This is a genomic window from Sulfitobacter sp. S223 (genome assembly GCF_025143825.1).
Lineage (GTDB): Bacteria > Pseudomonadota > Alphaproteobacteria > Rhodobacterales > Rhodobacteraceae > Sulfitobacter.
Genome location: NZ_CP083560.1, coordinates 2,188,349 through 2,214,724, shown reverse-complemented (window position 1 = coordinate 2,214,724; position 26,376 = coordinate 2,188,349). Strand labels below are relative to the sequence as shown.

The window sequence follows — 26,376 nt, the reverse complement described above, 5'->3', positions numbered from 1 at the left end:
GGGGATTCCAGATGAACTTTCACGAGGTACAATTCCCGCCTGATCTAAGCTTTGGCGCCTTGGGTGGTCCGCAGCGACGGGTGGATGTGGTTGCGCTTGCCAACGGCTTTGAAGAGCGCAATACGCCCTGGGCCCATTCGCGGCGCGTCTATGACGCGGGGCTGGGTCTGCGTTCTCTTGATGATGTGGAGGCTGTGATCGCCTTCTACGAAGCGCGCTATGGCCAGATGTATGGTTTCCGTTGGAAGGACTGGTCGGATTACAAATCCTCCAAGCCTTCTGCCGAGATTGACCGCAGCGACCAGCAGATTGCGACAGGTGACGGTGTCACCACCATGTTCCAATTGATCAAGACCTACCGATCTGGCGGGCATGTCTATGCGCGGCCCATCGCTAAGCCTGTGAAAGGCAGTGTTCTGATCGCGGTAGAGCAGGACGACAAGCAAGAGGCCGTTGACTACACAGTGGACGAGACTTCGGGGGTGATTACTTTCAGCCATCCGCCCGATCCGGACACGCGGGTCTTTGCCGGGTTTCATTTCGACGTACCAGTCCGGTTCGACAGCGATAGCCTGCTCACCAACATTGCGAGTTTTCATGCAGGTCAGGTGCCCGATATTCCGGTACGCGAGGTGCGTGTGTAATGGGTGATTTCAACACAGAACTTGCCGAACACCTGCGTGGCGGGCTGACCACCGTCTGCCACGCCTGGGCAATTACGCGCAAAGACGGTGTCGTCTTTGCGTTCACCGACCACGATTTGCCGCTGCGTTTCGCGGGATACGAATTTCGTGCGGATACAGGATTGACCGCGCTGGCGCTGGCGCAATCAACAGGTCTGTCAGTGGATAACTCAGAAGCGCTTGGTGCGCTGTCGGATGCCTCTTTACGCGAAGACGAGATTGAACAGGGCCGCTTTGACGGCGCCGAAGTGCGGGCGTGGTTGGTCAACTGGGTAGATACTGATCAGCACTGGCTGAATTTCCGAGGCCATCTGGGCGAGCTAACCCGCGCCGGTGGCGGTTTTCGTGCAGAATTACGCGGCCTGACCGAAGGCCTGAACAGACCGCTGGGGAGGGTCTATCAAAAGCCATGCTCCGCAGTTCTGGGTGATAGCAATTGCCGCTTTAACCTCGCAAGGGATAGCTATGCGCAGTCTTTGCCCGTCCAGTCGGTGGACGGCGCCCGTCGTTTTGTCTGGCAGGATTTTTCGTCTTTTGACCCCGACTGGTTCACGCGTGGCCGGTTGGAGGTTCTAAGTGGCCCCGCGCAGGGTCTTTGGGGGACAATCAAATCAGACCGCGTAGAAGGGAATGCCAGAGTCATCGAGCTTTGGGAACCTGTGCGAGGACTGGTTGAGGCCGGCACGCAGGTGCGTCTTATCGCGGGCTGTGACAAGCGTGCAGAGACCTGCCGCCTCAAGTTCAACAACTTCGACAACTATCAGGGATTCCCTGATTTGCCGGGTGAAGATTGGGTGGTCTCGGTACCGAGCAGCAAGAATGTAAATAGCGGCGGATCGCTGAGATGAGCCGCGCGCACATCATTGAGGCGGCCAGGGAGTGGATTGGAACTCCCTACGTGCACCAGACAGCCACGCGAGGCGCTGGAAGCGATTGCTTGGGGCTGATCCGTGGCGTCTGGCGGGAGGTTTACGGTCAAGAGCCCGAGTCAGTGCCTGCGTATTCAATGGATTGGTCGGAGCCGCAGGGAGAAGAGCGGCTTTGGGAAGCGGCCTTGCGTCATCTGGAAACGAAGCCTGTGTCGCAGGCGGAGGCAGGTGATGTGCTGCTGTTCAGGATGCGGCAAAGCGCTGTCGCCAAACATCTGGGGATCCAATCGCAAGCGGGTAGCGCCCCGCGTTTTATCCATGCCTATTCACGTCATGGTGTTGTCGAAAGCCCGCTGAGCGCGCCGTGGCGTCGCCGTGTGGTGGCTTGTTTTGAATTTCCCGAGGAGGTCATCTAATGGCGACGATTTTATTTTCAGCGGCAGGAGCGGCTGTTGGCGGCTCTATCGGCGGAACGGTTGCGGGGTTGTCATCGGTGGCGATCGGGCGCGCCGTCGGGGCGACGCTAGGCCGTGTGGTGGACCAGAAAATACTTGGCACAGGTGCGCAGGCCGTGGAGACGGGGCAGGTGGACAGGTTCCGACTGACCAATGCTGGGGAAGGTGACCCGATCACCCAACTTTATGGTCGGCTGCGGCTTGGCGGTCAGATAATCTGGGCGTCTGATTTTGAAGAGATTACCTCCACCACTGGCGGAGGGAAGGGCGGCAGTGCCCAGCCAAAAACGACCGAGTACAGCTATTCAGTGAATTTGGCGATTGCCCTGTGTGAGGGGGAGATCACCCGCGTCGGACGAATTTGGGCTGACGGCGAAGAAATCGCGCCCGATGATCTGAACATGACCGTCTACAAAGGCAGTGCAGACCAACAAGCTGATCCGCTCATGGAAGCGATAGAAGGCACGGGGATGGTGCCAGCCTATCGAGGAACGGCGTATGTGGTGATGGAGGCGCTTGCGCTGCAACGCTTTGGCAACCGTGTGCCGCAGTTCAGCTTTGAGGTAGTTCGCCCCGAACAGCGAGGTGCACCAGATGCCAGCCATGCGCTGAGCTACGGAGTGGAGGGTGTCGCGTTAATACCTGGCACGGGCGAATACGCATTGGCCACGACCCCGGTGACATACGAGGGCGAAAATCACTCACGCTGGAGCGCCAACATCAATTCCCCTTCTGGCAAAACCGATTTCTCCACCTCGTTGGAAGCGATGGACGAGGAGTTGCCAGAGCTTAAGTCGGCATCATTGGTTGTGTCATGGTTTGGATCGGACCTGCGGGCTGGTGAATGCCGCGTGCAACCCAAAATCGAGGACCCCGAGATCGACGGCGATGAAATGCGGTGGCAAGTGGCAGGACTAACCCGTGATGCTGCACAGGTCATCGCCCGGGCCGCTGATGGCCGACCCATCTATGGCGGCACGCCTGCGGACGCCGCTGTGGTTGAGGCGATTCAAGCGATGAATGCTGCAAACAAGGCGGTGATGTTTTATCCGTTCATCCTGATGGACCAAACTAAGGGCAACACATTGCCCAACCCGTATACGGGCGAGGAGGGGCAGCCTGCATTGCCATGGCGCGGCCGGATCACTCTGTCAGTTGCACCGGGGAGGGAAGGATCGCCAGACACAACCTCCGCTGCCGAAGCCGAAGTAGCGGCGTTTTTTGGCACGGTACAAGCATCTGACTTCACTGTACACAACGGCGCCGTCAGCTACGATGGTCCGCAAGAATGGAGCCTGTCACGGTTCATATTGCACTATGCTGCACTTTGCGCTGCTTCGGGCGGAGTAGACGCTTTCTGCATCAGCTCTGAGATGCGCGGGCTGACGCAAATCCGCTCCGGCAGGAATACGTTTCCGGCAGTTGTCGCGTTGCGGGCATTGGCAGCAGAGGTTCGCACGCTTGTTGGGCCGGACACAAAAATCAGCTATGCGGCAGATTGGAGCGAATATTTCGGCTATCAGCCGCAGGACGGCACCGGCGACCGACTGTTCCACTTGGACCCCCTTTGGGCAGACCCCGAAATCGATTTTATCGGTATCGACAACTATATGCCTCTGTCCGATTGGCGAGAGGGCGTTGCCCATAAGGATGCGCAAGACTGGGATGCTATTTATAATCTTGAATACCTCAAATCCAACATCGAGGGCGGTGAGGGGTATGATTGGTACTACGGGTCGATAGAAGAACGCGATGCCCAGATACGCACGCCGATCACGGACGGTGCCTATGATGAGCCGTGGATATATCGTTACAAGGATATCCGGAACTGGTGGGCCAATCTGCATTATGACCGTGTTGACGGTGTGCGGAGCAATGAGCCGACAGCTTGGCTACGGGGACAAAAGCCCGTTTGGTTCACGGAATACGGCTGTGCTGCAATTGATAAGGGTACGAACCAACCGAACAAGTTTCTGGACCTCAAATCTTCGGAAAGCAGTTTGCCACGCTATTCTGACGGGCGCCGCGATGATCTGATGCAGATGCAGTATCTACGGGCAATGATCGATTATTGGGCCCAACCGGAAAACAACCCGCAAGGAATTGAATATGAAGGTCCGATGATCGACATGAGCCGCGCCTTCGTATGGGCGTGGGATGTGCGGCCTTTTCCGTTCTTCCCGAACAGCCGCGAACTTTGGAGTGATGGCTCCAACTACGCGCGCGGTCATTGGTTGAATGGCCGGAGTTCCTCGCGCAGCCTGGCATCGGTTGTGGGCGAAATCTGCCGCCGTGCAGGCGTGAGTGATTGTGACACTAGCGGTCTTTACGGGCTGGTCCGTGGCTATGGCGTATCGGACGTTGGCGATGCGCGTGCTTCGTTGCAGCCGCTGATGGTTCGCCACGGCTTTGACGCGATCGAACGGGACGGTGTGCTGACATTTCGGATGCGTGATGGCCAACGAGAGACGCAGCTTAACCCTGACGAATTTGCGGTCAGCACGGATTTGGACGGGACTTTCGTGCAGGTGCGCGAAGCGGATGCATCCCTTTCAGGCCGCGTAAGGGTTCGCTTTATTCAGGCAGATGCCAGCTTTGACGTTATCTCTGAAGAGGCGGTGCTGCCCGATGAGGAGACCCATGCGGTCGCCGCAACGGAATTCACAATGCTTCTGACCCGTGCTGAGGGCCGTCAGGTGGCCGAACGTTGGCTCAATGAGGCGCGCATCGCGCGTGAAAGCGTTCAATTTGCCTTGCCGCCATCAAAAATGCCCGTGCGATCCGGGGATGTGGTGAAGCTTTCGGGTGATCAGGGAGAGGGGCCATCATTGTACCGGATTGATCGGGTCGATCAGGCTGCTTATCAGCAGATTGAGGCGGTCCGGATTGACCCTGAGGTTTATGAGCCATCCCCCTTGTCTGACGAGCTGATCGGCTTGCAGCAATTCGTGGCGCCAGTGCCAGTCTATCCGCTGTTTATGGATCTTCCGTTGCTGACAGGCGATGAAGTCCCACACGCGCCGTATATTGCAGCGAGTGCGAACCCATGGCCGGGGAGCGTGGCGCTTTACTCCAGCCTGACGGACCAGAACTATAAGCTTAATACGGTCCTCCCGATCCGGTCCACGGTGGGTAGCACACGGTCACCTATGTTGCGCGCATGTCCGGGCCTTATTGATCGCGGCGACGCGTTGGAGGTTTGTTTGATAAGCGGGCAACTGGAGTCGGTAGACCAAGATGCTCTGCTGTCGGGGGCCAATCTGGCCGCGATCGGCGATGGTAGTAGTGGGAATTGGGAGCTGTTCCAGTTTGCCGATGCTGAGCTGATCGGGCCGCGTACCTATCTATTGCGGAACAGGCTGCGGGGGCAGGCGGGCTCAGATGGGCTGATGCCGGATGTCTGGCCTACTGGATCGCAAATCGTGGTGCTAGATTCTGTGCCGTTGCAGATTGAGATGGGACGAAATCTGCGCCGTGTCTTGCAGAATTACCGGATCGGACCAGCCCAAAGACCCGTGGATGATCCCTCGTTCCGCCAGCTCAGCCGCGCTTTTGACGGTAATGGTCTGCGCCCGTACGCGCCTGTACATTTGCGCACGCGACCGCAGCCGGACGGTGCACTGTCAATTAGTTGGGTAAGGCGGACACGAATTGACGGGGACGCTTGGGAACCTCTTGAGGTGCCCTTGGGTGAAGAAGGTGAATCCTATCTGCTGCGCATTGTGAAAGAGGAAAACATCTTAAGAGAGGTCGTAGTTCAAGCGCCGGTGTTTGAATACAGCGCCGCCGCGCAAGCCGCAGATGAGGTGCAGGCTCCGTTTGCGATCGAAGTGGCTCAGGTCTCATCCGCCTATGGCCCGGGATTGTTTTCGCGGACAGAGATCACCGGATTGTGAGGAAGGTTGGCTTGAGTGATCTGCACCACGCGGCGCGCGCGGTGCAGACAGTTCACATGGGCGCGGGTGCGGCCCTGAGCCAACAGCTGCTCTGGCATGCACATGTTGCCGATAAGTACGTCAAACGCCTGCATAGATTGCATCCCGCATGGGGGGACGGCAGCCTGCGCGCGGCGGCACTGGCCCATCTAAAGCACCATGGTCCCCTTAAACAGCCGCCGGATTACTGTCTTTCGATGGCTGTTGTTTTGACTGCTTTGGCCCGTCGGCGCGGGAAATTCACCCTGACTTGATCATGCTACGTCTTTGCAGCGGCCCGATTTGTGGTAAATAGGGAAACACGCCGAGATAAAGGAGCCACGTTATGGCAAGTCCTCGTAGTAAAATCGCCTCTGTTGATCCTGTCTGGGATCAGATCAAACTTGATGCGCAAAAGGCGGCCGCGGATGAACCGCTGATTGGTGGTTTTGTGCATGCGACGATTCTGCATCATACTTCGATCGAGAAGGCTTTATCTTATCGGATTGCCGCCAAGCTTTCTTCAAACGAGATGTCGATGATGGTGGTGCGCGAAATCGTGGACCAAGCTTATGCAGATGAACCTGGTTTGGTAGAAGCCGCCCGCGCCGATCTGGTGGCAATCTATGAACGTGATCCGGCGTGTCACCGGCTTTTGCAGCCGATCCTTTACTTCAAGGGCTATCAGGCTGTGCAAGCCTATCGCGTAAGCCATTTTCTATGGGCGCGCGGCCAACGTGATCTGGCCTATTTTTTCCAGATGCGTGTTTCCGAGATTTTTGGCGTGGATATCCACCCCGGCGCGCGCATGGGTAAGGGGATTATGATCGACCATGCTCATTCTGTCGTGATCGGTGAGACGGCTGTTGTCGGCGACAATGTGTCGATGCTGCATTCTGTGACGCTGGGTGGGACTGGTAAGGAAGAAGAAGATCGCCATCCGAAGATCGAAGATGGCGTGCTAATCGGGGCAGGGGCCAAAGTGTTGGGCAATATCAAGATCGGCCATTGCAGCCGCATCGCTGCAGGTTCTGTGGTGCTGGAAGATGTTCCCCCCTGCAAGACTGTCGCCGGAATTCCAGCACGCATTGTAGGTGAAGCTGGCTGTGAACAACCTTCTATTTCTATGAACCACATGCTTGGACCCTGGGAAGAATAGCGATTAGGATAGTTGCCGTATTGAAAAAGGCCGGAGCGATGCTCCGGCCTTTTTTGATGTTAAACGTTTTTTAGAAGGATGGGTTAAGGGGCTAGCCCCTCAAACTCCCCAGGATATTTATCGCCAAAAGAAATATCAGGCGAGCATCGTCATGGGCGCTTCAAGATTTTCTTTGATGGCTGCGAGCAACTGGGCGCCCAGAGCGCCATCAATAACCCGGTGATCGACGGACAGGGTGACGGACATCACTGTTGCGATTCCAAGCTCCCCGTCAGCGCCAACAACTGGCTTTTTCACGCCAGCGCCCACAGCAAGAATAGCACCGTGGGGCGGGTTGATAACCGCGTCGAAGTTATCGATGCCGAACATACCCAGATTAGAGATGGCAAAGCTGCCGCCCTGATATTCATGCGGCGCAAGCTTGCGATCACGTGCACGTCCTGCAAGGTCTTTCATCTCTGCGCTGAGCGCTGACAGGGATTTCATCTCGGCGTCTTTGAGAACAGGGGTGAACAGCCCGCCCTCAATCGCGACGGCAACGGCAACATCGGATGGCTTGAGTTTGAATACTTTGTCACCGGCCCAGACGGCGTTGGCGTCTGGTACCTGTTGCAGCGCAAGGGCGCAGGCTTTGATGATGAAGTCATTGACCGATAGCTTAACGCCACGCGGTTCAAGCTGTTTGTTGAGTTGGGCGCGGAAGGCCATTAGCGCATCAAGCTGGATATCGCGGCGCAGATAGAAATGCGGCACTGTTTGCTTTGCCTCGGTCAGGCGTGCTGCAATTGTCTTGCGCATACCGTTGAGGGTGATTTCCTCGTACTCGCGGCCTTCGTACATTTTGGCGATAGCATCGCTGGAGGGGCCCGTTGGCATAGATGCCGCAGGTGCAGCTGCTTTGTCCGGTGTGGAAGGTGCTGCCGCCTTTGGAGCGTCTGTTTTTGACAGGCCTTCGACGTCTGCTTTTACAATCCGTCCGTGGGGGCCGGAGCCTTTGATATCTGCCAAATCCAGACCCTTTTGCGCAGCAATACGGCGCGCAAGAGGAGAGGCGAAGATGCGACTGCCATCTGATTTTGCGCCAGCGGCGGGGGCTTTTGTGGCATCGGTTTCGCCGCGACCATGGCCTTTGGCCGGTGCTGTTGCGTCAGAGGCTTCGGCTGGCGCGGCATTGCTTGATGTGTCCGCCTTTGGTGCGGGCGTATCTGTGATGTCATCAGCGCTTTCACCTTCTTCGAGCAGCACGGCGATGGCGGTATTAACCTTCACACCTTCTGTGCCTTCTTCGATCAGGATCTTACCGATCACGCCTTCGTCGACGGCTTCGAATTCCATCGTCGCTTTGTCTGTTTCGATCTCGCACATCACGTCACCGGAGGAGACTGTGTCGCCTTCTTTGACGAGCCACTTGGCCAGCGTGCCTTCTTCCATGGTGGGTGAGAGGGCGGGCATGAGGATTTCTGTTGGCATCGTGTCCGCTCCTTATTTGTATGTTACTTTTTTCACAGCTTCAATCACCTCGGCGGTGGTGACAAGCGCGTGTTTTTCAAGGTTCGCCGCATAGGGCATCGGGACATCCTTGCCTGTGCAGTTGATCACCGGGGCGTCCAGATAATCAAACGCCTCCTGCATCACGACTGAGCTGATGTAGTTCCCGACAGAACCTTGCGGCCAGCCTTCTTCAACCGTGACCAGACGATTGGTCTTCATCACGGATTTGATGATCGCGGGCGTATCCATCGGGCGCAGCGTGCGCAGATCGATGACCTCGGCCATGATGCCCTCTTCGGCCAATTTGTCGGCGGCTTCCAGTGCGTAGGTCATGCCGATGCCAAAGCTCACGATGGTGACATCGTCGCCTTCGCGCCAGATGCGGGCTTTGCCGAAAGGCACGGTGTAATCATCCAGATCGGGTACATCGAAGGTGCGGCCGTAAAGGATCTCATTCTCAAGGAAGATCACCGGGTTGGGATCGCGAATGGCTGTCTTCATCAGGCCCTTATAGTCGGACGCTGCATAGGGCATCGCAACCTTGAGGCCGGGAACCTGCATAAACCATGCGGCATAGTCCTGAGAGTGCTGGGCACCCACGCGCGCTGCGGCACCGTTTGGTCCACGGAACACCATAGGCGCGCCCATCTGACCGCCGGACATGTACAGCGTTTTGGCCGCGGAGTTGATGATCTGGTCCATCGCCTGCATGGCGAAGTTGAAGGTCATAAATTCGACGATGGGCTTAAGGCCGCCAAAGGCAGCGCCGACACCGATACCGGCAAAACCATGTTCCGTGATAGGCGTATCAATCACCCGCTTGGAGCCGAATTCATCCAGCATCCCTTGGGTGATTTTATAAGCGCCCTGATATTCGGCCACTTCTTCGCCCATGACGAAAACGGTCTCGTCGCGGCGCATTTCTTCAGCCATGCCGTCCCGCAAGGCTTCGCGCACTGTCTGCTTCTTAAGCGTGGTGCCTTCGGGCCAGTCAGGTGAGGTGTCCACCTCGGGCTCGGGGTGGGACATGGCGGCTGCGGGGGCTGTCTCTGACGACTGTTCTTTGTCAGCAGGGACGGGCGCGCTGGCAGGCTCGGATTTGGCATTGTCCATGGCAGAGGCGTCTTCGCCTTCTTCCAGAAGGATCGCGATGGCGGTGTTGACCTTCACGCCTTCGGTACCTTCTTCGATCAGGATCTTGCCGATAACACCTTCGTCCACGGCCTCGAATTCCATCGTGGCCTTGTCGGTTTCGATTTCGGCCATGATGTCACCGGACGACACGGTATCGCCTTCCTTCACCATCCATTTGGCCAATGTGCCTTCTTCCATTGTAGGGCTGAGGGCGGGCATAAGAATTTCGGTTGCCATGGGTTAAGCCTCCAGCTCTGCGTAAATATCTGTCCAAAGCTCATCAAGATGCGGCTCCGGGCTGTCCTTGGCGAACTCGGCACTTTCGTTCACGATGGCTTTGATTTCTTTGTCGATCGCTTTGAGGTCATCCTCGCTGGCGTGTTTGCCTGTCAGCAGCATGCTGCGCACCGCTTCAATCGGATCACGTTCATCGCGCATCTTTTGAACTTCTTCACGGGTGCGGTATTTGGCCGGATCGGACATTGAGTGGCCGCGGTAGCGGTATGTCTTGATCTCAAGGATATAGGGGCCTTTGCCTGCGCGGCAGACTTCAACAGCCTTCTCACCGGCTTCTTTGACCGCCAGTACATCCATACCGTCCACTTCTTCACCCTTGATGCCATACGCAGCACCGCGTTCCCAATAAGAAGGGGAGTGGGTGGAGCGTTTGGTAGAGGTGCCCATGGCGTATTGGTTGTTCTCGATCACGAAAACGACCGGCAGGTTCCAGATTTCGGCCATGTTGTAGGCTTCATAGACCTGACCCTGGTTCGCGGCGCCATCACCAAAGTAGGTGAAGGTGACATTGTCATTGCCTTTGTATTTGTCGGAAAAAGCAAGACCTGCGCCAAGCGGCACTTGCGCTGCAACGATACCGTGACCGCCATAGAAATGTTTCTCTTTCGAGAACATGTGCATGGAGCCGCCTTTGCCCTTCGAATACCCGCCTTCGCGGCCGGTCAGTTCTGCCATGACGCCTTTGGGGTCCATTCCACAGGCCAGCATATGGCCGTGATCGCGGTAGGATGTGATGCGTTTGTCACCTTCTTTGGCTGCGGCCTCCAGACCCACAACAACCGCTTCTTGCCCGATATAGAGGTGACAGAAGCCACCGATCAGACCCATGCCGTATAGCTGGCCCGCTTTTTCCTCAAAGCGGCGGATCAAAAGCATGTCGCGATAATACGCTTTAAGCTCTTCCGGTGAAACGTTGGATGAAGTCGTTTTGGAACTCGGCTTTTTGGCAGCCATATGGCAGTCCTCCCGTCGGCGCTGATCGAAATTGCCGAATATAGTTTAACGTTAAACTATATCATAAAGGATTCGAACGCGCTTGGCGAGAGGGCTTTGCGCAACAGAGCCATGTTGTTGGGGCAGAGCTGATTAACGGATGACAATTTCGTCTGCGCGCACCATGCCAAGGACCGTGCGCGCACGTTCGTCCAGCAGGTCCAGATCAAGGTAATCATCCGACAGGCGCTGCGTCAGGTTATCCATTTGTGCCACTTCGGCACGAACCTGCGCAAGCTGTGCGCGCATGGTGTCTGCCTCGGCCAGAATTTCGGCGCGACGGAACAGGCCGAAGTCACCCTGCACAGCGGCAAACATGAAATACAGGCTTAGCGCAAAAGCGATCGCGAAATATAGGATTGGGCCAAAAGCGGGTTTGCTCATGTGTCTGGGTGCCTGTCGATTGCTGCCGATCATCGCCGCCTCTTGTCGGGCGGTTTTTTGACTATGCCATAGGTGATTCGAAAAGGGAATCCCCTGATTCGCTCCAGCGACGCCGGTTTGCTGAATTCCGCCCGACTGTGGCCGCTATGCCTATCCTCGCAACAGCGGTGAAACGGGGTATTCGTTTAGCCACCCAGCGCGGCAACTCCGGGCAGGGTTTTGCCTTCCATCCACTCCAGAAAGGCGCCGCCTGCTGTCGAGATATAGGTGAAATCATCTGCCACACCGGCCTGATTCAGGGCAGCAACCGTGTCACCGCCGCCCGCCACTGAAATCAATGTGCCTGCGCGTGTCTGTTCTGCCGCGACCTGTGCTGCGGCAACGGTTGCCGTGTCAAAGGGCGCAATCTCGAACGCGCCCATTGGGCCGTTCCAGATCAATGTTTTAAGGCCTTCGAACGCGAGACGGACCTGTTCAATCGTTTCGGGGCCCGCATCCAGTACCATCTGGTCAGCCTCCAATGCCGTGTCAGGGCCTAGAAGGGCCACTTCATGCGCGGCACCTGCTTTGAATTCGCGCGCAACCAAACCGTCCACAGGCAGCAAGACGCGACACCCGGCCTTGCCAGCCTGCGCCATGATATCACGCGCGGTATCGAAATAGTCCGGCTCGCTCAGCGACGCGCCCAAATTGGCCCCTTGGGCGGCCAGAAAGGTGTTTGCCATGCCCCCGCCAATCACCAACAGATCAAGGCGGTTCACCAGATTTTCCAGCAGCGCGATCTTGGTAGATACTTTCGCACCGCCAACAACGGCTCCTACGGGGCGCTCCGGCTTGGACAATGCAGCCTCAAGCGCGGAAAGTTCCGCCTGCATCAAGCGGCCGGCGCAAGAGGGCAGGTGGCGCGCAACGCCTTCGGTCGACGCGTGGGCGCGGTGCGCAGCCGAGAAAGCATCGTTGCAATAAACATCTCCCAATCGGGCCAGCCGCGCGGAAAACTCCGGATCGTTGGCTTCTTCGCCTTTGTGAAAGCGGATGTTTTCGATCAGCACAACATCGGCTGCGGTAGCTTCTGCTGTTAGATGCTCTGCTGCGTCCAGAGTTTCAACGAATGCGACCGACCGCATCAGCGCATGGCGCAGGGCAGGAAGCACCTGCCGCAGGCTCATCTCAAGATTGACCTTGCCCTTGGGGCGTCCGAAATGCGCCAGAAGGATCGGTGTGCCGCCTTTGGCCAGGATGTCATGCACTGTGGGCACAATCCGCTCGATACGTGTGGCGTCGGTTACTTTGCCCCGCTCAACAGGAACATTGATGTCGACGCGCACCAGAACCCGTTTGCCGTGAAGGTCCATGTCATCCAGTGTTTTCCAGCTCATGAGTATCGATCCCTTGTTGTCTGCGCGCAAAGTTACTGTTGTTTTGCCGTTATCTTGCCGAGGGTCAATGCACTGACTTGGCAATTGTGCCTCTGCGGCTTAGGTAACGGGAAAGATTTATGAAGGAGCGCCCCATGGCCGATATCAAAGACCCAGAAAATACAATCCTGATGGAACTCAAAGGTGGCACCGTCACCATCCAGTTGCTGCCCGATGTAGCACCCCAGCATGTCGAGCGTATGAAAACGTTGGCGCGCGCCGGTGCCTATGACAACGTGGCGTTCCACCGCGTCATTGACGGCTTTATGGCCCAGACCGGCGACGTACAGCACGCCAACATGGAAAAAGACTACAACCCGCGTGCCGCAGGCACCGGCGGGTCCGAGCACCCGGACGTGCCGGCAGAATTCTCAAAGATCCCGCACGCACGCGGCTCCTTGGGTGCTGCACGCTCTGCTAACCCGAACTCGGCCAACAGCCAGTTCTTCATCAACTTCAAAGACAATGACTTTCTGAACGGTCAGTACACCGTTTATGGTCAGGTTATTTCCGGCATGGAGCATGTAGATGCCATCGCCAAAGGCGAGCCACCAGCCAATCCCGACCGTATGATCAGCGTCAAGGTTGCCGCAGATGCGTAAGTTCGTCGCAAGCGCGCTTTTCGCGACACTTACCGCTAGTTCGGTCGCAGCCTCCGGTCTGGTGATCGAAGTGGAGGGTCAAGCCAACGGGACGGTCACGATTGATCTGCTCGAAGATGTTGCACCCCGTCACGTGGCGCAAATCACTTCGCTTGCGGCTGACGGTGCCTATGACGGCGTGGTATTCCACCGCGTGATCGACGGTTTCATGGCCCAAACCGGTGATGTAGAGCACGGCAAAATGGGCAGCGACATGCGCCGCGCAGGCACTGGTGGCTCCGATTTGCCTGATCTACCAGCCGAATTTTCGGACGTTCCATTCGAAAAGGGCGTGGTTGGTATGGCGCGGGCCCAAAGCCCCGACAGCGCCAATAGCCAGTTCTTTATCATGTTTGACGCGGCACCTTTTCTGGACGGTCAATACACGGTTGTTGGCCGTGTGACGGACGGCCAGGACGTGGTGGATGCCATCAAGCTTGGCACAGGCGGTAACGGCGCCGTTGTCGGTCAGCCGGATGTTATGAAAAAAGTGACTGTTACGGACTAACCCGTCCAGAATAATTTCCAGAATTAAGGCGTCTCGCGAGAGGCGCCTTTTTTCGTTCACCGGCGTGTGAGGGGTAGAAGGGTTGAACCTGACGCCCCAAAGGGCCTTCGCGCTCTAGCCTGAGAATATTTAAGGGAGCTTGACCGCGCCACGCATAGACGCGGCCAAACTCCCTTCACTCGTTACGACCACCCAGTAATACAATCCTGCCTAGACGAAATTTCTTCCTGCGCTCTATTTATGCCGATGCAGCGTGTTCAGACTGATTGGCACATTTATTTTGATGCTCCGCATCCCTCGGGGATAGTGCTCTTGTCGGTTTTGACCTGCAACAGAACCTGTGACAGGACGACGCTGGAAACCAGATTTACGAGGCGATCTGGAGTGGCATCATTTGGCGGCGCTCGGAGGCAATCTCGTTGAAGTTGAAGATGTTCTCGACACGGTGACGCAAAACAAGAGGGCGAACGCTTCTGAACTTCATGACCTGAAGGGCGTGTTTTTTGTTGGCTCTTGCTTCCGCCATGGCTTCAAGTGCGATGCGGCGTCCGTTGCGGGCTTTTTCTGCAAGTGTCATTTTATTTCTCCAAGATTTGATGTCCTGAGTCCACTGTGCAGAATTTTGTGACGCTACGTCAGACCCAAATACGGATAGATCGGTCTGCATTGGTTTAGCCCTATGTCCAAAAGAATAGTTCTGGCCTAGTCGATGGTTTATGGCCTTGATCAGTAGTGTGAATCTGCAGGGCGGAGGCTTTGGATTTTTTCTATATTATACCCCAAGCCGACGGATGCGGCCTAAGAATCACCCACCATTGCCACAAAGAAAAACGCCGCGAGCGATGCTCACGGCGTTCAGGTATTAGTCGAAAAGACCGATCCCTTAGGAAGCGGGGTTCGCCTTTTGCGCAGGTGCGGATTTTGCACCCGGGTTCAGCGGGTCATCCTGACGCTGCACGGAACCTTCAAAATGCGCACCGCTTTCGATTGCGATGGTCTTGTGGATGATGTCACCCTCAACACGTGCTGTGGACGTCAGGCGTACCTTCAGGCCGCGGACACGGCCAACGATACGGCCGTTGATGACAACGTCATCGGCAATCACTTCGCCTTTGATCGTTGCTGTCTCACCGATGGTCAGAAGATGCGCGCGAATGTCGCCTTCAACCGTACCTTCAACCTGAATGTCGCCGGTTGTTTTCATGTTGCCGGTCACATGCAGATCGGCAGACAGAACAGAGGCGGGCGGCTTTGCTTTAGGGGCGCTTGCCTTGAACTCGTTCTGCTTCTGAGGCGGCGCGGAAGGAGCAGCCGAAGAAGTCGGCACTGCGGGTTTTTGTGGTTCAGCACCGCTTGGGGCCGGATCGTTGATTTTGCTCTTAGAAAACATCGTTTGCTGCCTTGATATAGATCATTGGATTGACGGCCTTTCCGCCCACGCGCACTTCGTAATGCAAGTGGACGCCGGTTACCCGTCCTGTAGCACCCATATCACCGATCCGATCGCCGCGCGATACTCTTTGACCAACCTTCACGCGGATTTTGGATTGATGTGCATAGCGCGTTTCGATGCCGAATTCGTGCTGGATTTTCACCAGACGACCATATCCAGAGCTCCAGCCAGCATGGGTCACAACACCGTCTGCCGTAGCATATAGTGGTGTGCCTGTACGTGCTGCGAAATCAACACCGGAGTGCATGCGGCGGCCGCCTGTTTTCGGATCGCGGCGGAAGCCGAACTGGGATGTAAAGCGGAACGAATCTTGTACGGGATTCGCAAACGGTGCTTTTGACGCGGCGAGACGGTAAAGATTGAGGCGATCAAGCTGGTTGATCAGGCGGTTTGCGCGCAGCGTATCTGCGGTTGGCTTTTCGCCACGGGTGGTAAAGCTAAGGGGGGTAAGCGGGCCGCCCTGACCGGAATATCCGCGACGCACAGTCTCAAGGATACGGTCGGTTGGCATTCCGGCTGCGCGGAACATACGATCCAGCGGCGCGACCGAAACAGTCATGGCTTCTTCAAGCTGGCGGAAAATCGTGTCGTTCTGCTCCTGCATGGTCGCGATCTTCTGGTTCAGCTCATCAGCGATCAGCAGCGCTTCTTGTGAATCCTCAATGACCTTGTCACGCTCTTGTGCGGTACGGGCCAGCGCATCGGCCAGAAAATCCATCGGGGCAGTGCTGGCGGCAACCTGAATGGATTCGCCGTTATCGGATTGCAGTTGTGCAACTTGGCTGCGCGCTGCTTCGCGGTCCTGCATCGTGTCGCGCAGGGTGGACTGGATCACGTCGATGCCGGTTTCGAGCTCGCGGCGGCGTGTCTCCGACGTCAGCAACTCGGATTGCATGACGGAAATCTGGGCGAGGGCGGCGTTGAAACGCTCTTGCGCTGCAAGGGCCTCTTCGGCGCGGGTGTCACGCTGTGAGCTCAGATCGTTCAGGCGCGCTTGATACGTGCGTTGATCGCGTTTTGCTTGTTCGCGAAAGTTACCGGAGCCGATGCTGTCCATCAGGATGATGGCTGTTGCAACAATGGCCCAGGCTACCAAGGCCGATGAGCCGGCGAGCGCTATCAGTTGTGTTGCAGGTCGCAGACGGATGAACCGCGTGTCACTATCTGATTTCAAGAATACCCGGCGTTCAGGAAAGTATTTCTCCAGAAAAGCATCGGTCTTAATCGCGAGTTTTGTACGCACGTTCACTAAATCCCTTTGGTCCCGTTACAGATCTGTGTGTCCCTCACAAATCTGTTAACAAAAGTGCAATAACTTTCACGGGAGCATCGGGCAACCCTTGTGGCCGTTCGTGACGTAGAGTCGCCAGTTTCTACGTCATATGGGCAGAAATCCGCCTATTTCAGCGGCTTGTCCTGCGCAGCTTAACTACTTTCAGCCAAAGGCCAGTAAAAATCAGGTGGAATTCCTGCTTCGGCCCGCTTTTCTTCATTGAACGGCGGCTTCAGTTGGCCGTGAAAATATTGCCGAACGAGGGCGTGAAATTTTTGGGTCGGGTCGATGTCATGGCGGCCGCACAGGAAATGGAACCACTTGGACCCGTAGGCCACATGATGCACTTCTTCGGCGTAGATCGTTTCCAAAGCGGCAACTGCCTGATCCTCTTTGGCCTGCTTGAAGATTTTGATCATGCCGGGTGTCACATCCAGCCCACGCGCCTCAAGCACCATGGGTACGACCGCAAGGCGGCCCATGAAATCATCCACGGTATCTTCGGCCGCACGCCACATGCCAGCATGGGCTGGAAGGGCACCGTAAAAGCTGCCTGCCGCTTCAAGGCAATCACACATCAGGTTGAAATGTTTTGATTCTTCGTCAGCGGCCTTTACCCAGTCATCGTAATAGCCAATGGGCATTTTTACATCTGTGAACCGCGCAATGATGTCCCAGTGCAGGTCAACGGCATTAAGCTCGATATGGGCGACAGCGTGCATCAGGGCGATCCGTCCTTCGGGTGTGCCCGGACGGCGGCGCGGGACATCTCGCGGGCTGAGCAGTTCGGGCCGGGCGGGGCGCGCAGGATGAAGCGGCGGATTTGCGCTGCCGATTTCCGGTAAAGCGCCGTCCGCGCGTGCGGCACGCCATTGCGCGGCAAAGCTATGGGACAGGGCGGTCTTTTCGCGGCCGTCGGCAGTGCGCAGCACGGCCTCCGCCATTTGAGCAAGCGGCATCATAGCGCGCGAACTGCCTCCAGCACCTCTTCGACATGGCCGGGCACTTTTACCTTACGCCAAATCTTTGCAATGTTACCTTCTGCATCAATTAGATAGGTCGCGCGCTCAATTCCCATTGAGGTCTTGCCATACATGTTTTTCTCAACCCAAACGCCGTAGTCTTCGGTCACCTTGCCCTCAACGTCTGACAGCAACGGAACGCTGAGACCGTGCTTGGCGGCGAATTTGTCATGCTTGGCCATGGTGTCACGCGACAGGCCAAATACCTGCGCACCTGCGGCGGTAAACGCTTCCAGGTGCTCGGAAAAGCCGATGCTTTCCTTGGTGCAGCCGGGGGTGTCATCGCGCGGATAGAAGAACAGCACAACCGGCGCGCCCTTGAGTGCGCTCAGGGTCACATCCCCGCCGCCAGTGACGGGCAGGGTGAAATCGGGGGCAGGCTGGGATACATCTGGCATGTCAAAACTCCGGTCAATGGGGGGCGTGGCCTTGGAGGCGACGCGCGCGTCTGTCATAGTAGCGTTGCGGCGGAAAAGTCCAACCCGAACCGCGCAATCTGTAGCCTTCTTTGCCAGTGACCGGAACCTGATGGCCGAAACCGCCCCGCCACCACCTCCACGTGCAGAACCGGCCCGCCGTAAGCGCGGTTGGTTCTTGCTGTTATTGGGGTTTTTCAACGCTCTGTGGTCCATGTTGGTCTTGCTGATCGTTCTTGCTGTGGGGCTTGTCTACTTTTTCTACGACCGTCCGGTGGTGATGCCCGCATGGGTCGAGAGCCGGATCGAGCAGCGTCTCGAAGAGGAATTCCCGCAGGTAAAAATCTCGTTCGGAGAGTTGCGCCTGTTGATGGAGGAAGGCTGGCGGCCTCGCGTCCGTTTGCGCGATGTGGCCGTGCGCACGCCCGACGGTGACGAATTGGTGCAGTTTTCCGAAGCACGTGTGCGCCTGTCCATGTCGGCGTTGCGCAGCGGCAGGGTGCAGCCTGCCGAAGTCGCCTTGCGCGGGGTTTTCATGACCGTAGTGCGTGAAGAGGATGGCAGTCTCGCGCTCCAGACTGTGCTGGGCACCAGACGTGGCACCGAGCGGACGCAAAGCCTTGGCGCAGTCGTGGCGCAGATCGACGCGCTGCTCCAACAACCCGGGCTGGCCGCACTTGAGAACGCCGAAATTCGCGGGCTAACCCTGCAATACGTGGACCGCCGCGCTGAACGTGCCTTCACTCTTGATGGTGGGCGGCTCATTGCTCAGCGCAAAGAGGGGGCGTTGGTTGTAAATGCCGATCTGGCCCTGCTGGGCGGGGAATCCGGCATAACCACGCTGTCGGCTAATTATACCAGCCCGATTGGCGCGCCCGAAGCGCAGTTTGGCGTGCGTATTGATGGCGCCTCAGCGGCCGATTTCGCCACTCAAAGTCCGGCTTTCGCGTGGATGGGGGCCTTGCGTGCCCCGATATCAGGGGCTGTCCGGTCCGGTGTTCGGACAGACGGAACATTGGCGCCCCTGAATGCGACGCTGCAAATAGGTGCAGGCGTTGTGCAGCCCAACGACGGCACATTGCCCATCCCGTTCGAGGCCGCACGCAGCTATTTTTCGTATGACTCCGCTCTTGGATTGCTGCAATTCGACGAGCTGTCGGTCAGCAGTAAGTGGGTGACCGCGCGCGCCGAAGGCACTGCAACCATGACCGGCCTACGCGAAGGCGCGCTGGAGGCGATGGTCGGGCAGTTCAGCATGACGCACGTGCGCGCCAACCCGATGGGGCTTTACCCGGAACCGGTTGAGCTGGAGGGGGCCGAGCTTGATTTCCGGCTGCAGACAGCGCCCTTCCAACTGGATATCGGCAGGCTTGATCTGTTTGATCAGGGTGAGACGCGGCATGCCTTTGGCACGCTCACAGCAGAACCGGATGGCTGGCGCGTGGCAATGGATGCCCGCGCAGACCAGATCGATCCGGCCCGAATTCTCGCCCTTTGGCCTGAACCGCTGAAAACCAAGACACGTAACTGGCTTACGCAAAACCTGATTGAAGCGCAGCTCAAGAATGCCGACTTTGCGCTGCGGATTGAGCCTGGTCAGCGGCCGCGCACTTATATGGCATTTGACTACGAAAATGCTTCTGTGCGGTTTCTCAAGAATTTGCCGCCGATCACCGGGGCGCGCGGACATGCAAGTCTGGATGGCACGCGGTTTGTCGTCTCTCTTGATGATGGGGAAATGGAGGCCGAAACCGGCGGGACACTGAGGCTGGAGCGGTCGTCATTCATCATTCCTGACACCACTGTGAAAGGCGGCGCGCCGGCAGTGGTGCGTCTGAATGCGAGGGGCCCGGTGACTGCCGCGCTCTGGACACTGGACCAACCGCCGATGACGGTCATGCAGCGCACCGGCCTGCCGGTTGATCTTGCCAGCGGGGACGTTGTGGCCACGGGGACACTATCCTTTCCATTGAAAAAGGGCAGCGGTGCAAAGAACGTGAAATTCGACATAACTGGCGATTTGCTGAACCTCAGCAGCAGCCGATTGATCAAAGGTCGCACGCTCAAATCCGACCGGATGGCCCTGACGGCCAGCAGCGACAGCATCAGGATCGAGGGAAAAGGCACGCTGGACGGTGTCGCATTTGACGGGCGCTGGCAGCAGCCAATTGGCGCAGGATCGTCAAAAAGCACGTTGCGCGGCAGCGCGCAGATCACACCACAGGCGCTGTCTGCGTTCAATATTGCCCTGCCGCCCGGCACGCTTTCAGGGGCTGCGCGGGCCGACATTGGTATTGATTTTGAGCGCGGCCAGTCGCCACGCATGAGCCTGCGGTCTGATCTGCGCGGCGCCACTCTCCAGATCCCGCAACTGGGCTGGCGCAAGGGCAGCGGCACTGCGGGGGGGCTGGACATGCGCATCCGCCTTGGCGCCAATCCCGCCGTGATCGCGATGGAACTCAGCGGCGCAGGCCTGTCCGCCAAGGGCAATATCTCTTTGGCGAAAAGCGGCGGGTTAGAAGTTCTGGAACTTGATAATCTGCGTGTGGGGAACTGGCTGAATGTCCGTGCTGCCTTGGTTGGGCAAGGGGCAGGCAGGACACCGCAGGTTGTGGTACGCGGTGGTTCACTTGATATGCGCACGGCGAAATTCGGGTCAGGCAGCAGCGGCGGTGGTGGTGCCTCTGGTGGGGCTGCGCCACCCATGCGAGTGGTGCTCGATAGATTGCAGATCACGGATACCATGTGGCTGCAGGGGCTTGCCGGAACGTTCAAGACCACGGGCGGTCTTGATGGCCCGTTCGAGGCGCGCGTCAATGGCGGTACTGGCGTAAGTGGCCGAATTGTTCCGCAAAACGGTCGCACGGCTGTGCGCCTGAGCAGTGGGGATGCTGGTGGCGTTCTGCGATCTGCCGGTGTGTTGAAGCAGGCCGTGGGCGGCAATATGGAGCTTTCCTTGTTACCTGTCGGCAGCGGTGGCGCGTTTGATGGCAGCCTCAAGGTGAACGGCGTCTCCATCAAGGACGCACCGGCAATGGCCGCGTTGGTCAACGCAATATCGGTGGTGGGGCTGGTCAATGAAATGAACGGCGACGGCATCTATTTCGAGGAGGTCGAGGCAGAGTTTCGAATGACCCCCGGACGTATCACCCTGAGCCGCGGAAGTGCGGTTGGTGCGTCATTGGGCCTATCGGCGGACGGCGTCTTTGCCACGGATACGGGGCAGATTTCGATGCAGGGTGTGATTACGCCTGTGTATCTTCTCAACGGCATTGGATCGCTGTTGACGCGCAAGGGCGAAGGCTTGCTTGGCTTTAACTACACGCTCAGCGGATCGGCCAAATCGCCCAAGGTTTCTGTTAACCCGCTGTCGGTACTGGCACCGGGGGGCTTGCGCAACATCCTGCGCGCACCTCAGACAGAGTTGCCCTCTGTCGAAGGCGCGCCGGAACCGCAGAAAGACGCCGAACCCAAAACGCCCGTTGAACGCACCTACGAAGGCCGCTAGAGGCAGCAACATGAAACTGAGCGATTTTGATTTTGATCTCCCCGATGAGCTGATTGCCGTGCGTCCCGCCACGCCGCGATCATCCGCGCGGCTGCTGGTGGCGCAGGGCGACGATATCCACGACGCCCAAGTCCATGATCTGGTGCACTGGTTGCGCGCGGGCGACCGGCTGGTTCTGAATGACACGCGTGTGATTCCTGCGCGCCTTTCTGGTCTACGCCATCGCGACAGCACCCAAGGCCCGGTAGCCGCCAAAATCGAAGCGACGCTGCTGGAACCGCAGGCAGATGCGGGTGTCTGGTCGGCGCTTGTCAAACCGCTCAAGAAATTGCGCATGGGCGAAGAGATCGTCTTTTCGGATGATCTGCGCGCGACGCTGGAGGAAATCACCGAAGGGCTGGCGTATCTGCGGTTCAACCTCACGGGTGATGATTTTGACGCCGCGCTCAACGCGGCCGGTGCCATGCCGCTGCCCCCCTATATCGCAGCTAAACGCGCCGCTGACGCACAGGACAAGACGGATTACCAAACCGTCTGGGCAAAGAACTCCGGCGCAGTGGCCGCGCCCACGGCGTCATTGCATTTCGATACGCAGCTTCTGGCGACTTTGCGCAAGATGGGTGTCGAATTCACCTACGTCACCTTGCACGTTGGTGCAGGCACCTTCCTGCCGGTTAAAGTAGACGACATATCCGAACATAAGATGCATGCCGAATGGGGGCAGGTCAGCGCCGAGGCGGCAGCCGAGATCGCACAAACCAAAGCTGATGGCGGGCGGGTTATTCCGGTCGGTACAACTGCACTTCGTCTGATTGAAACTGCGGGGCAGGGTGGTGCAATCCAGCCGTGGGAAGGTGATACAGACATCTTCATCACTCCGGGTTTCCGGTTCAACGTGGCTGACGCGCTGATGACGAATTTCCACTTGCCGCGTTCAACACTGATGATGCTGGTCTCTGCCCTGATGGGACAAGAGGCAATTCGCACAATTTATTCACACGCAATTAATGAAAACTATCGTTTCTTCTCTTACGGAGATGCATCTCTCCTGATACCGGCTCGCAAAAGCGACGAATCCGGTCGTATTTAATCCCGACATGGTACGAGATGCGCCGTTAGGGGTGTCTGGTAGACAAAGGAAACGCGAATGATACAGGTCCTCTCCAGCGCATGGGCGCTCCTATTTGGCATGTTCCTTTTGATGCTGGGCAACGGCATGCAGGGCACGTTGCTGGGTATTCGTGGTGAGCTTGAGGGCTTTGACACGTTCAAGATGTCTATCGTTATGTCGGCGTATTTTGTCGGATTCCTTGGCGGTTCGCGCCTTGCGCCACGGATGATCCAGCGTGTGGGTCACGTGCGGGTGTTTGCTGCTCTTGCCTCGGCGATCTCTGCGGTGATGATTCTTTACCCGACATTCCCGAATGTTGCAGTATGGACCGCCGGACGTGTGCTGATCGGTTTTTGCTTTTCTGCTGTTTACGTGACGGCTGAAAGCTGGCTGAACAACGCGGCTGACAATTCCAACCGCGGGCAGGCGCTGTCACTCTATATGATCGTGCAGACATTGGGCATTGTCGCGGCGCAGGCCTTGCTGCTGACTGCCGATCCAAGCGGGTTTGTTCTGTTCGTGATCCCGTCGGTGCTGGTGAGCCTCGCCGTTACGCCGATTTTGCTTTCTATCAGCCCGACACCCGCGTTCGACCGGACCAAGCCGATGAGCCTGAGGGCGCTGATGGGATTCTCGCCGTTGGGCTGTGTGGGCATGTTTATTCTGGGCGGTATTTTCTCCGCGCAGTTCGGCATGTCGGCGGTTTACGGCGCCGAAGCGGGGCTCAGCGTGGCGCAGATCTCGACGTTCGTGGCGACGTTCTTTATTGGCGCGGTGGTTTTGCAGTATCCAATCGGCTGGGTGTCGGACCGGATGGATCGCCGCTATCTGATCATCGCGGTGTCAATTGTCGGCGGGGCAGGGTCGATCATGGGCATGATGTACGGGCATGTGTTTCCGCTGCTGCTGGTATCCGCATTTGTCATCGGCGGGATGGCGAACCCGCTTTATTCGCTGCTGATTGCGCACACCAACGACTTTCTTGAGCATGACGATATGGCCGCTGCTTCTGGCGGGTTGTTGTTCATCAACGGACTTGGCGCGATTTTGGGACCGATGATCACGGGTTGGATGATGGGGACATCATTGGGGCCTGCAGGCTTTTATCTGTTCACCGCAGTCCTGTTCGCAGCGATGATTGTTTATGCTTCCTACCGTGCCACCGTACGTGCGGCACCTGCTTGGGAAGATACCGGATCTTACGTTCCAATGGCGCCAACGGCCACGGCTGTTGCGCTTGAAATCGCGCAGGAATATGCGATCGAAACGGAGCTGGAAGACGATGAATCGACAAAAAACGCTGACTAATCAGGCAGTTTTTCGCCGCCCATCGGAAACTTTGTCGCTGATTAAAAGGATGATTGCGCTAAACGTAACCGTTTTGTTGCAAATCGTGTGTTTGAAAATTTGGTCAAATGCCTTTTACTGCATATGTCATTAACCGGCGTGCAAGGAGGTATGCAGCGATGGTTGGTCCTGAAGAAGTACTGGAATTCTGGCTTGATGAAGTTGGCCCGAAAGGCTGGTACGCTGTTGACGATGCGCTGGATGCAGAAATCCGCAACCGTTTCATGTCTACTTGGGAAGTGGCGCGCGATGGTGGGCTAAGCCTCTGGCTCACGTATCCGTCTGGCGCGCTGGCCTATCTCATCCTCACTGACCAGTTCTCGCGCAATATGTTCCGCGGTGAGGGGACTGCCTTTGCGCTTGATCCCATTGCTCTTGCGGTGGCCAAACGTGCCATTTGCAAGGAGTGGGACACAAAGATCGACGCCCCTGCACGCCAGTTTTTCTATCTGCCGCTTATGCATTCTGAGAACCTGTGCGATCAGGACCGCTGCGTCCGGTTGCTGGTAGAGCGTATGCCGAATGCCGGCGAAGACAACATTTTGCATGCTCAGGCCCACCGCGAAGTTATCCGCGAATTCGGCCGCTTTCCTTACCGCAACGATGCATTGTCCCGCGCCAATACCCGCAGCGAAACCGTTTATGCGGATAAGGGCGGCTATGGCTACACGCTGCGACAGCTACAGGCAAAAGTGGCGGCATAGCATCACACCGATCGGAGGGCCACATGGCCCTCTTTTTGTTTTCGCCGCTTGGTTGATTGCTAAGGGCCTGCGTCCTGCGCATCCCTGCCATTCCCCCCTCGCCATTGCTGGATAAGATGATATAGTTTAGCGGTAAACTATATTATTCCAGCCGTATATGAGGTGCACAATGGCCGATTCATCCTATGATCTTGTCGTGATCGGCGCAGGGCCGGGCGGTTATGTTGCCGCCATTCGCGGCGCACAGCTGGGGATGAAGGTCTGTATCGTCGAACGGGAAAATCTCGGCGGTATTTGCCTGAACTGGGGCTGTATCCCGACCAAGGCGCTGCTGCGATCTTCCGAAGTGTTCCATCTGATGCATCGCGCAAAGGAATTCGGGCTTAAGGCCGACGGGATCGGGTATGATCTGGATGCCGTGGTCAAACGCTCGCGCAAGGTCGCTGGCCAGCTTTCGGGCGGCATTGGTCACCTGATGAAAAAGAACAAGATCAACGTGGTCATGGGCGAAGCGACGTTGCCTGCCAAGGGCAAGGTTACCGTCAAGACCGACAAGGGGACCGAAAACCTGACCGCCAAGAACATCGTTCTGGCCACCGGGGCGCGGGCGCGCGAACTGCCGGGCCTTGAAGCAGATGGTAAGATGGTTTGGACATATCGCCACGCGCTACAACCACCCCACATGCCGAAAAAGCTGCTGGTCATCGGGTCCGGCGCCATCGGTATCGAATTCGCCAGCTTCTATAATACACTAGGTGCCGACACGACTGTCGTCGAAGTCATGGACCGTGTGTTGCCTGTCGAGGATGAAGAAATTTCTGCCTTTGCGAAGAAGGCGTTCGAAAAACAGGGCATGAAGATCATGCAAAAGGCGATGGTCAAAAAGCTTGATCGCGCCAAGGATAAAGTCACCGCCCACATCGAAGTCGGCGGAAAGGTTGAGAAACAAGAATTCGACACGGTGATCAGCGCTGTTGGTATCGTGGGCAACGTTGAGAACCTTGGTCTGGAAGAGCTTGGCGTTAAGATTGATCGCACCCATGTCGTCACGGATGAGTACTGCCGCACAGGTGTTGACGGTCTTTATGCCATCGGTGACATCGCCGGTGCACCATGGCTGGCCCATAAGGCATCTCACGAAGGAGTTATGGTTGCGGAACTGATGGCAGGGCTTCATGCCCATCCGGTCAAGCCCGAAAGCATCGCAGGCTGTACCTATTGCCATCCTCAGGTGGCTTCCGTCGGCTATACGGAGGCGAAGGCCAAAGAGCTTGGCTATGAGATCAAAGTCGGTCGCTTCCCTTTTATCGGCAATGGCAAGGCCATCGCATTGGGCGAAGAAAGCGGGATGATCAAAACGGTCTTTGACGCCAAAACAGGTGAGCTTTTGGGCGCGCATATGGTGGGTGCCGAAGTCACCGAACTGATCCAGGGCTATGTCGTGGGCCGCCAGTTGGAAACCACGGAAGAAGACCTGATGAACACAGTCTTCCCGCATCCGACCCTGTCGGAAATGATGCATGAATCCGTGCTGGACGCCTACGGTCGCGTCATCCACATGTAGCGCGCTTTTGCTGCGGGCGGTGCTGCTGCATT

At 57.2% G+C, this 26,376-nt stretch carries 23 protein-coding genes; 13 read left to right on the top strand and 10 right to left on the bottom strand.

Features of this window, described 5'->3' with window-relative positions; translation table 11 throughout:
• Positions 1–11: 11 nt before the first annotated feature.
• The 6 genes from K3757_RS10625 (at position 12) to cysE (ending at position 7,080) form a co-directional block, all read left to right on the top strand.
• Complete coding sequence (locus K3757_RS10625; protein WP_259995438.1) at positions 12–644, top strand: DUF2460 domain-containing protein; 633 nt, start codon at positions 12–14, stop codon at positions 642–644.
• Positions 644–1,531 carry a DUF2163 domain-containing protein gene (locus tag K3757_RS10620; RefSeq protein ID WP_259995437.1) on the top strand — a complete coding sequence of 296 codons (888 nt, stop codon included), beginning with the start codon at positions 644–646 and terminating at the stop codon, positions 1,529–1,531. Before K3757_RS10625 ends, K3757_RS10620 begins: the two co-directional genes overlap by 1 nt.
• On the top strand, positions 1,528–1,968 hold the full coding sequence (locus K3757_RS10615; RefSeq protein ID WP_259995436.1) for an NlpC/P60 family protein: 441 nt from the start codon (positions 1,528–1,530) through the stop codon (positions 1,966–1,968). The genes K3757_RS10620 and K3757_RS10615 overlap by 4 nt, the downstream gene beginning before the upstream one ends.
• A complete protein-coding gene (locus K3757_RS10610; protein WP_259995435.1) occupies positions 1,968–5,903 on the top strand; it encodes a glycoside hydrolase TIM-barrel-like domain-containing protein in 3,936 nt (1,311 codons plus the stop codon). Before K3757_RS10615 ends, K3757_RS10610 begins: the two co-directional genes overlap by 1 nt.
• A gap of 11 nt (positions 5,904–5,914) precedes the next feature.
• The gene (locus K3757_RS10605; protein WP_259995434.1) at positions 5,915–6,196 is read left to right on the top strand and encodes a hypothetical protein; all 282 of its coding nucleotides are present in this window, start codon (positions 5,915–5,917) and stop codon (positions 6,194–6,196) included.
• A gap of 71 nt (positions 6,197–6,267) precedes the next feature.
• Positions 6,268–7,080, top strand: a complete 813-nt coding sequence (gene cysE / locus K3757_RS10600) for a serine O-acetyltransferase (RefSeq protein ID WP_259995433.1) — start codon at positions 6,268–6,270, stop codon at positions 7,078–7,080.
• 135 nt (positions 7,081–7,215) lie between these two features.
• Here the strand turns inward: cysE and K3757_RS10595 are convergent, their stop codons facing one another.
• The 5 genes from K3757_RS10595 to K3757_RS10575 form a co-directional block, all read right to left on the bottom strand.
• On the bottom strand, positions 7,216–8,550 hold the full coding sequence (locus K3757_RS10595; protein WP_259995432.1) for a pyruvate dehydrogenase complex dihydrolipoamide acetyltransferase: 1,335 nt from the start codon (positions 8,548–8,550) through the stop codon (positions 7,216–7,218).
• Between the two features lie 12 nt (positions 8,551–8,562).
• Complete coding sequence (locus K3757_RS10590; protein WP_259995431.1) at positions 8,563–9,942, bottom strand: pyruvate dehydrogenase complex E1 component subunit beta; 1,380 nt, start codon at positions 9,940–9,942, stop codon at positions 8,563–8,565.
• A 3-nt stretch (positions 9,943–9,945) separates the two neighbouring features.
• On the bottom strand, positions 9,946–10,956 hold the full coding sequence (pdhA, locus tag K3757_RS10585; RefSeq protein WP_259995430.1) for a pyruvate dehydrogenase (acetyl-transferring) E1 component subunit alpha: 1,011 nt from the start codon (positions 10,954–10,956) through the stop codon (positions 9,946–9,948).
• A 132-nt stretch (positions 10,957–11,088) separates the two neighbouring features.
• Positions 11,089–11,379: a septum formation initiator family protein gene (locus K3757_RS10580; protein WP_259995428.1), complete on the bottom strand. Its 291-nt coding sequence runs from the start codon at positions 11,377–11,379 to the stop codon at positions 11,089–11,091.
• A 185-nt stretch (positions 11,380–11,564) separates the two neighbouring features.
• Entirely contained in the window at positions 11,565–12,758 is a 1,194-nt protein-coding gene (locus K3757_RS10575; RefSeq protein ID WP_259995427.1) for a phosphoglycerate kinase, read from the bottom strand.
• Between the two features lie 134 nt (positions 12,759–12,892).
• On the opposite strand from K3757_RS10575, the gene K3757_RS10570 reads away from it, so the two are divergent.
• Together K3757_RS10570 and K3757_RS10565 are read left to right on the top strand one after the other, a co-directional pair.
• The gene (locus K3757_RS10570; RefSeq protein WP_259995426.1) at positions 12,893–13,399 is read left to right on the top strand and encodes a peptidylprolyl isomerase; all 507 of its coding nucleotides are present in this window, start codon (positions 12,893–12,895) and stop codon (positions 13,397–13,399) included.
• Positions 13,392–13,946 carry a peptidylprolyl isomerase gene (locus K3757_RS10565; protein WP_259995425.1) on the top strand — a complete coding sequence of 185 codons (555 nt, stop codon included), beginning with the start codon at positions 13,392–13,394 and terminating at the stop codon, positions 13,944–13,946. The genes K3757_RS10570 and K3757_RS10565 overlap by 8 nt, the downstream gene beginning before the upstream one ends.
• A 367-nt stretch (positions 13,947–14,313) precedes the next feature.
• On the opposite strand, the gene K3757_RS10560 is transcribed toward K3757_RS10565, so the two are convergent.
• The 5 genes from K3757_RS10560 to K3757_RS10540 form a co-directional block, all read right to left on the bottom strand.
• Positions 14,314–14,523: a hypothetical protein gene (locus K3757_RS10560; protein WP_259995424.1), complete on the bottom strand. Its 210-nt coding sequence runs from the start codon at positions 14,521–14,523 to the stop codon at positions 14,314–14,316.
• A gap of 306 nt (positions 14,524–14,829) precedes the next feature.
• Positions 14,830–15,336 (bottom strand): polymer-forming cytoskeletal protein, encoded by a 507-nt coding sequence (locus tag K3757_RS10555; protein WP_259995423.1) that lies wholly within the window; start codon positions 15,334–15,336, stop codon positions 14,830–14,832.
• Positions 15,326–16,642 carry a M23 family metallopeptidase gene (locus tag K3757_RS10550; protein WP_259995422.1) on the bottom strand — a complete coding sequence of 439 codons (1,317 nt, stop codon included), beginning with the start codon at positions 16,640–16,642 and terminating at the stop codon, positions 15,326–15,328. The genes K3757_RS10555 and K3757_RS10550 overlap by 11 nt, the downstream gene beginning before the upstream one ends.
• Before the next feature lie 182 nt (positions 16,643–16,824).
• Positions 16,825–17,634 (bottom strand): ferritin-like domain-containing protein, encoded by an 810-nt coding sequence (locus K3757_RS10545; RefSeq protein ID WP_259995420.1) that lies wholly within the window; start codon positions 17,632–17,634, stop codon positions 16,825–16,827.
• Entirely contained in the window at positions 17,631–18,092 is a 462-nt protein-coding gene (locus tag K3757_RS10540) for a peroxiredoxin (protein WP_259995419.1), read from the bottom strand. Before K3757_RS10540 ends, K3757_RS10545 begins: the two co-directional genes overlap by 4 nt.
• Between K3757_RS10540 and K3757_RS10535 the strand changes: the two genes are divergently transcribed.
• The 5 genes from K3757_RS10535 (at position 18,091) to lpdA (ending at position 26,344) form a co-directional block, all read left to right on the top strand.
• Positions 18,091–21,618, top strand: coding sequence for a DUF3971 domain-containing protein (locus tag K3757_RS10535; RefSeq protein WP_259995418.1), 3,528 nt, complete (start codon positions 18,091–18,093; stop codon positions 21,616–21,618). The two genes, K3757_RS10540 and K3757_RS10535, sit on opposite strands and share 2 nt — an antisense overlap.
• A gap of 10 nt (positions 21,619–21,628) precedes the next feature.
• Entirely contained in the window at positions 21,629–22,708 is a 1,080-nt protein-coding gene (gene queA, locus K3757_RS10530; protein ID WP_259995414.1) for a tRNA preQ1(34) S-adenosylmethionine ribosyltransferase-isomerase QueA, read from the top strand.
• A gap of 57 nt (positions 22,709–22,765) precedes the next feature.
• Positions 22,766–24,037 (top strand): MFS transporter, encoded by a 1,272-nt coding sequence (locus K3757_RS10525; RefSeq protein ID WP_259995413.1) that lies wholly within the window; start codon positions 22,766–22,768, stop codon positions 24,035–24,037.
• A 158-nt stretch (positions 24,038–24,195) separates the two neighbouring features.
• Positions 24,196–24,780, top strand: a complete 585-nt coding sequence (locus K3757_RS10520) for a DUF924 family protein (RefSeq protein WP_259995412.1) — start codon at positions 24,196–24,198, stop codon at positions 24,778–24,780.
• 169 nt (positions 24,781–24,949) lie between these two features.
• A complete protein-coding gene (gene lpdA / locus K3757_RS10515; RefSeq protein ID WP_259995411.1) occupies positions 24,950–26,344 on the top strand; it encodes a dihydrolipoyl dehydrogenase in 1,395 nt (464 codons plus the stop codon).
• Positions 26,345–26,376: the final 32 nt, after the last annotated feature.

What these genes read in the sequence shown, in the direction of transcription:
- pdhA (WP_259995430.1), bottom strand. Translation starts at nt 10,956, where the DNA reads ATGGCTGCCAAAAAGCCGAGTTCCAAAACGACTTCATCCAACGTTTCA.
- K3757_RS10570 (WP_259995426.1), top strand. Translation starts at nt 12,893, where the DNA reads ATGGCCGATATCAAAGACCCAGAAAATACAATCCTGATGGAACTCAAA.
- K3757_RS10560 (WP_259995424.1), bottom strand. Translation starts at nt 14,523, where the DNA reads ATGACACTTGCAGAAAAAGCCCGCAACGGACGCCGCATCGCACTTGAA.
- K3757_RS10575 (WP_259995427.1), bottom strand. Translation starts at nt 12,758, where the DNA reads ATGAGCTGGAAAACACTGGATGACATGGACCTTCACGGCAAACGGGTT.
- K3757_RS10590 (WP_259995431.1), bottom strand. Translation starts at nt 9,942, where the DNA reads ATGGCAACCGAAATTCTTATGCCCGCCCTCAGCCCTACAATGGAAGAA.
- K3757_RS10595 (WP_259995432.1), bottom strand. Translation starts at nt 8,550, where the DNA reads ATGCCAACAGAAATCCTCATGCCCGCCCTCTCACCCACCATGGAAGAA.
- queA (WP_259995414.1), top strand. Translation starts at nt 21,629, where the DNA reads ATGAAACTGAGCGATTTTGATTTTGATCTCCCCGATGAGCTGATTGCC.
- K3757_RS10625 (WP_259995438.1), top strand. Translation starts at nt 12, where the DNA reads ATGAACTTTCACGAGGTACAATTCCCGCCTGATCTAAGCTTTGGCGCC.
- K3757_RS10520 (WP_259995412.1), top strand. Translation starts at nt 24,196, where the DNA reads ATGGTTGGTCCTGAAGAAGTACTGGAATTCTGGCTTGATGAAGTTGGC.
- K3757_RS10615 (WP_259995436.1), top strand. Translation starts at nt 1,528, where the DNA reads ATGAGCCGCGCGCACATCATTGAGGCGGCCAGGGAGTGGATTGGAACT.
- K3757_RS10555 (WP_259995423.1), bottom strand. Translation starts at nt 15,336, where the DNA reads ATGTTTTCTAAGAGCAAAATCAACGATCCGGCCCCAAGCGGTGCTGAA.
- K3757_RS10565 (WP_259995425.1), top strand. Translation starts at nt 13,392, where the DNA reads ATGCGTAAGTTCGTCGCAAGCGCGCTTTTCGCGACACTTACCGCTAGT.
- lpdA (WP_259995411.1), top strand. Translation starts at nt 24,950, where the DNA reads ATGGCCGATTCATCCTATGATCTTGTCGTGATCGGCGCAGGGCCGGGC.
- K3757_RS10540 (WP_259995419.1), bottom strand. Translation starts at nt 18,092, where the DNA reads ATGCCAGATGTATCCCAGCCTGCCCCCGATTTCACCCTGCCCGTCACT.
- K3757_RS10580 (WP_259995428.1), bottom strand. Translation starts at nt 11,379, where the DNA reads ATGAGCAAACCCGCTTTTGGCCCAATCCTATATTTCGCGATCGCTTTT.
- K3757_RS10535 (WP_259995418.1), top strand. Translation starts at nt 18,091, where the DNA reads ATGTCAAAACTCCGGTCAATGGGGGGCGTGGCCTTGGAGGCGACGCGC.
- K3757_RS10525 (WP_259995413.1), top strand. Translation starts at nt 22,766, where the DNA reads ATGATACAGGTCCTCTCCAGCGCATGGGCGCTCCTATTTGGCATGTTC.
- K3757_RS10545 (WP_259995420.1), bottom strand. Translation starts at nt 17,634, where the DNA reads ATGATGCCGCTTGCTCAAATGGCGGAGGCCGTGCTGCGCACTGCCGAC.
- cysE (WP_259995433.1), top strand. Translation starts at nt 6,268, where the DNA reads ATGGCAAGTCCTCGTAGTAAAATCGCCTCTGTTGATCCTGTCTGGGAT.
- K3757_RS10620 (WP_259995437.1), top strand. Translation starts at nt 644, where the DNA reads ATGGGTGATTTCAACACAGAACTTGCCGAACACCTGCGTGGCGGGCTG.
- K3757_RS10610 (WP_259995435.1), top strand. Translation starts at nt 1,968, where the DNA reads ATGGCGACGATTTTATTTTCAGCGGCAGGAGCGGCTGTTGGCGGCTCT.